This window comes from Candidatus Lokiarchaeota archaeon (assembly GCA_014730275.1).
Lineage (GTDB): Archaea > Asgardarchaeota > Thorarchaeia > Thorarchaeales > Thorarchaeaceae > WJIL01.
Genome location: WJIL01000107.1, coordinates 1 through 4,907, shown reverse-complemented (window position 1 = coordinate 4,907; position 4,907 = coordinate 1). Strand labels below are relative to the sequence as shown.

The window sequence follows — 4,907 nt, the reverse complement described above, 5'->3', positions numbered from 1 at the left end:
CTACTGAACCCCGGTCTCCTACTGAGCCTAATAAACTCCTACCGCCCTCAGTCACAATAGCACTTGGAGGAAATCTTACGGATTTCTTACACTTCTTCACTTGGATTCTTTATGAATTTGTAAAAGTTCTATCTCTCTAGAGACACTCAACCGCTTCATTGCAGATAGAAAAGCTGTTTATGCTGATCTGAAGGAGGAAAAGAGATTAGGTGAGTATTTCATCGCTTCTCTTCTTGGAACTATTCTGTTTTCTGCCATCTATGGTTTAGTGATGGGAATCTATGCTGGAGGAATCCAAATCCTCTATGACGCTCTCAAAGTCCCCATGTTGCTTCTCATAAGCCTCTATGTTTCACTACCAACGTTCTACGTGCTGAATGCAATTCTTGGTGGAGATATGACATTTCGGCAAGTCGTTGTTTTGTTTATGATTAGTGTTACTGCTATGTCTACTATGCTTGTTGCATTCATGCCGGTCACTCTGTTCTTTACGATAACGACACCTGAACGCGGCTTTGCGAGCTACACTTTCACTGTTATGCTAAATGTGCTTATCTTCACTTTGGCTGGATTAACCGCTGTTGTCTATCTGCTAAGCGGATTTGGATATATCCACGGAGAGAATAAGCGGTGGATTCCAGGAGTCCTCATCGGGAGCTGTGTTTTGGCATTCGTTGGCACTCAACTCGCTTGGGTCCTGAGGCCATATTTCAATCTCTCATTGCGATTCATTAGGCCACTAAGCGGAAACTTCTATGTGGCAATATTGGAACTGCTTCTTCGATACCTATAGAATCTATGAACACAGAAGCACAGAGATTCGACTATTACAGAAGGATTATTCATTGCCTTTATACCACAATCTCTAGTTGGTAATCCATGAACAACAACCCTTCATGCGAATTCTACTCAGTCTTGGAAGGCCGAAGAAGCATACGGAAGCTATCGGGAGAGGTTTCTCAAGAACAAATAGAGAAGCTAGTTCATGCAGCAGGGATGGCTCCATCTGCTCACAATGCGCAACCATGGCGCTTCGTTTGCATTCGGAACAAAGGGAAAAAGGAATCATTGCTGGACCGGATGGCTGAAGCTTGGCGTACAGACCTCGTAGATGATGGTTTCTCGGAGGAAGAAGCATCTGAAGTTGTGCAGGAGAAACAGAAGAAAATCACACAAGCACCGTGCTTATTGTTAGTTTGCCTTACAATGGAGGACATGGATTCTTATTCTGATCCAGAGCGGCATTCAGCAGAATACATGATGGCTGTTCAAAGTACAGCCGCTGCAATTGAGAACTTCTTGCTAGCAGCCAAGGCGGAAGGCCTAGGTGGGTGCTGGCTCTGTGCGCCACTGTTCTCCAGAGAATTGGTCAAAAGAACCCTTAATCTGCCCGTTCAATTTGAACCTCAAGCGTTCATCATAATCGGCAAACCTGATGAGAATCCAGAACCCCCAAAGCGAAAATCTGTTGATGAGATTCTCCGTTTCGTTTGACTAATATAGTAGTAAGGCAGTTTACTTTCACACACGGTGGAGACGATTTTGAAGGTTGTAGCTCTAAGCGGTGGTATCGGTGGAGCCAAACTTGCACTGGGACTGTACAAGGTGCTTGAAAAAAACGAACTCACGGTCATCGCAAACACGGGCGATGATATTGATATTCTTGGGCTTTCTGTCTCCCCTGATTTGGATATACTGATGTACACCTTAGCAAACATGGTTGATACTGAAAAGGGGTGGGGCATTCAAAACGATTCATTCAATTTCCTCACAGCCATCAGTGAATACTACAATGGCCCCGATTGGTTCAATCTCGGAGACAAAGATCTCGCAACTCATGTCCTGCGAACCAGAATGCTTCACGAAGGCCAAACACTAAGTAAAATCACTGAAGAGTTGGCAAATCGGGTTGGATTGAAAGACTTACGTCTACTGCCAATGACAAACGATGACGTTCAAACGCATGTCCGTGTAGAGGACGGTTCATGGATGCACTTTGAGGAATACTTCGTTAGACAGGGATTCAAGGATGAAGTGCGTGAAATTGAATACGTAGGTTCTCAAACAGCCAAACCCGCGGAAGGCGTACTGGATGAAATCGAGGATGCCGATGCTATTGTTATATGTCCAAGCAATCCCATAGCCTCTATAGGGCCTATACTCTCCGTGAAAGCTATCAAAGATGCCCTAAGGAAAACAGACACTCCAGTAGTTGGTGTAACACCACTCATTGGCGGGAGGGCAGTAAAAGGTCCAACTCGTAAGTTCATGAAAGCGGTAGGATACGATGCGACAATTGAAGGAGTACTCGATTACTATGATGGGATCCTCAGTCATTTTATCCTTGACGTCGTAGATGAATCATGGACTGAGCATGTGAGAGAACGAGGGTTACATGTGCTCACTGCCAATACACTCATGAAGACACTTGAAGACAAACGTCGACTAGCAAAGGAGATAATCGATTTTGTTGCTCAAGACATATCGTGAGATGATAGAATCCCCGAGCCCGTTTTTAGAAAACAACTCTCACTGAGAGAAGTTGAGCTTTGATTGGAAAGCATACAAATACCTCAGGGCTTGAAAACCCAAGTGAGTTGGAGTTCATGCAAGAAAAAACGAAGTACCGTTTGATTTACCTAATAATGATTCTATCCAATTTTCTCCTTCCGATTTCTGAAAAGGCATTTGATCCAACTCAAACAAGTGTTGTCATTGGTGCAGTACTCGGGGCCACTGCTACTACCTACTTTTGGTTGAGTCCTGTTTTTCACGTAGCCACCATTCTTCTCGTGGTATCATTCCTTCTCTATGGTAATCGCTTCGGTAGAATTGCGGACCTGTTCTTTGGCATCATGCTATTGTTTGCAGGCATAACTCAGCACATAGCCTATACTGAGGATTACGGGCTTACAATAATCACCGGCAACCTTGTGATGATTTCCATCGTTGGTTTCTTTTGGTTACTAGAAGCATACAAACCTCAGAATGATTATAGCCTTGGCAAGCTGCCTCTCTGGCGATACTGGGTTGTTCCCTTTGCCGTTCTTGCGTACTGGTTTCCCGTTGATACGGCGGGTGCACCGAATTTCAGCTTGCTGACTCTTGTGATGGGACCATATGGTGTCGCCTTTTGTCCGACCACTCCTGTAATCGTTGCTCTTTTGACTCTAGCATATCCAAATGTGAACGAAAAGCTACTAACCATAACGAGCTTAGGTGGTCTAATCATTGGAATCTGGAACATGCTCTCCATATTCCTAATGCCGGGTTACACTCTTTGGCTTCTGTCCTTGCATATCCCACTTGTCGTAGTTCCAAGTTATGGTTTGTTAATATCTAGGATGGTCAAGTCAGAAGAAAAAACCCAAACCCAGTAGCAATTGCGTCGGCAAGACGCTTCAAATCCCAGTGAAGCTAGAATCTGCCTTTTCGAAACGTTGAAGAAGAATGAACGGGGGGACTTGATGAATCTCAATGAGAACTCAAAGCGGTGACATGAGATCCGCTGAAGCTGAAAAAGCTCTGGCTGTTGTACCATTGAAGATACTCAGTCAGGCCAAGTCTAGGCTAGCACCAGCTTTTGATTCACAAGAACGAAGAGAATTTGTTCTCTCAATGCTAAAAGACGTACTGAACACGCTTCGAGATTCAGAATTAGTCACTAGAATATTCCTTGTAACCCGACAAGAAGATATTGGTCTGAAACTTGACGTTACAGGAATAGATATCCTGGCTGATTCCGCTGATACAAATCTCAACAGCGCGCTACGTGTTGCTACCAGCTTCGTACGAAATCATCACGGTGAAAGGCCACTCATTATCATTCCTGGCGATGTGCCACTTATTACGAAATCAGATATACATGGAATTCTCACTCTGGCAGAGCAGGTGGATTCTCCACTTGTTGTTGCAGCATCTTCCGACAATGGTGGAACGAGCGCTCTTCTTAGAAAACCACCTGATGCCATTGATGTTCAATTTGGCCTATCCAGCTTCAGGAATCACCAAGATGTAGCTAAAAACAAGGGCATTGCGTTTCTGGAATATCAGTCGCCTACGCTGGCCCTCGATATCGACACTCCGGATGATTTGCAAGCTCTACTAACCTATCAAGCTGACAATGCAACGACTCAATACTTGCATCAGTCAAGAGCAATTCAAACACTTCGGAGAAAACAATAATTCACAAAAGATAGTGATTGGATACGAAGATTCTAAGAACAAAGAGTCGATGAATTGTTGTATCCTAAATACCACAATGCGAAGGATCGGGTGATTGAATGGCGCTTACAGCAGAACAGAAACACAAGATACGCGAATTCGCTCTAAAGAAATACGACTCACTTCATGGGACTCACGGGCGGAGACATGCATACAGAACAGCGAATCTAGCTGAAGCAATTGCCGAACAAGAAGGAGCTGATGCTGAAATCTGCAGGTTCGGAGCCTTTCTCCATCAGTATCACCCGGAAGGCGTAGATTCAGTCAGGTTTTACTTGAATTCGCTTGGGATTTCCAGCGAAATAGTCAATCAACTTTTGCATTGTGTCGAGTGCGTCGAACCTGAAACAATCCAGAAAGCACAAACACTTGAAGCAAAAGTTGTGTTTGACGCTGATAAACTGCAAACGCTGGGAGCTTTTGGACTAATTAGAGAGGTTTCATATCGAACAGCCACACGAGATCTCGAATTCTTGGATGTCGTTGAACAAGCAAGAAACCTTCAGCACCAGATGTATGACCTGATTCAGACTAAAACAGGGAGAACGATTGCAGATGATCTGAAGAACCAAGGCGCATGGATTCTAGATTCATTCGATAAGTGGGAGGATTTGGGGAAGAATGGCAAAGTGAATATTCAGGAATCCTTTTTCTGACATCGATAGAAAGGGGAAGTGTTTTCT

Annotated in this window: 6 protein-coding genes; all 6 read left to right on the top strand. The window is 44.2% G+C overall.

Features of this window, described 5'->3' with window-relative positions:
* Nucleotides 1-271 precede the first annotated feature (271 nt).
* Complete coding sequence (locus tag GF309_12115) at nt 272-793, top strand: hypothetical protein (GenBank protein ID MBD3159528.1); 522 nt, start codon at nt 272-274, stop codon at nt 791-793.
* 86 nt (nt 794-879) lie between these two features.
* Nucleotides 880-1,494, top strand: a complete 615-nt coding sequence (locus GF309_12110; protein MBD3159527.1) for a nitroreductase family protein — start codon at nt 880-882, stop codon at nt 1,492-1,494.
* A gap of 36 nt (nt 1,495-1,530) precedes the next feature.
* Complete coding sequence (locus GF309_12105) at nt 1,531-2,490, top strand: 2-phospho-L-lactate transferase (GenBank protein ID MBD3159526.1); 960 nt, start codon at nt 1,531-1,533, stop codon at nt 2,488-2,490.
* Between the two features lie 116 nt (nt 2,491-2,606).
* A complete protein-coding gene (locus GF309_12100) occupies nt 2,607-3,380 on the top strand; it encodes a hypothetical protein (GenBank protein ID MBD3159525.1) in 774 nt (257 codons plus the stop codon).
* Nucleotides 3,381-3,477: 97 nt separating this feature from the next.
* Nucleotides 3,478-4,185, top strand: coding sequence for a 2-phospho-L-lactate guanylyltransferase (gene cofC / locus GF309_12095; GenBank protein ID MBD3159524.1), 708 nt, complete (start codon nt 3,478-3,480; stop codon nt 4,183-4,185).
* A gap of 98 nt (nt 4,186-4,283) precedes the next feature.
* The gene (locus GF309_12090) at nt 4,284-4,880 is read left to right on the top strand and encodes a hypothetical protein (GenBank protein MBD3159523.1); all 597 of its coding nucleotides are present in this window, start codon (nt 4,284-4,286) and stop codon (nt 4,878-4,880) included.
* Nucleotides 4,881-4,907 lie beyond the last annotated feature (27 nt).

Coding starts and splice junctions, on each gene's coding strand:
- GF309_12115 (MBD3159528.1), top strand. CDS start 272: ATGGGAATCTATGCTGGAGGAATCCAAATCCTCTATGACGCTCTCAAA.
- GF309_12100 (MBD3159525.1), top strand. CDS start 2,607: ATGCAAGAAAAAACGAAGTACCGTTTGATTTACCTAATAATGATTCTA.
- cofC (MBD3159524.1), top strand. CDS start 3,478: ATGAGAACTCAAAGCGGTGACATGAGATCCGCTGAAGCTGAAAAAGCT.
- GF309_12110 (MBD3159527.1), top strand. CDS start 880: ATGAACAACAACCCTTCATGCGAATTCTACTCAGTCTTGGAAGGCCGA.
- GF309_12090 (MBD3159523.1), top strand. CDS start 4,284: ATGGCGCTTACAGCAGAACAGAAACACAAGATACGCGAATTCGCTCTA.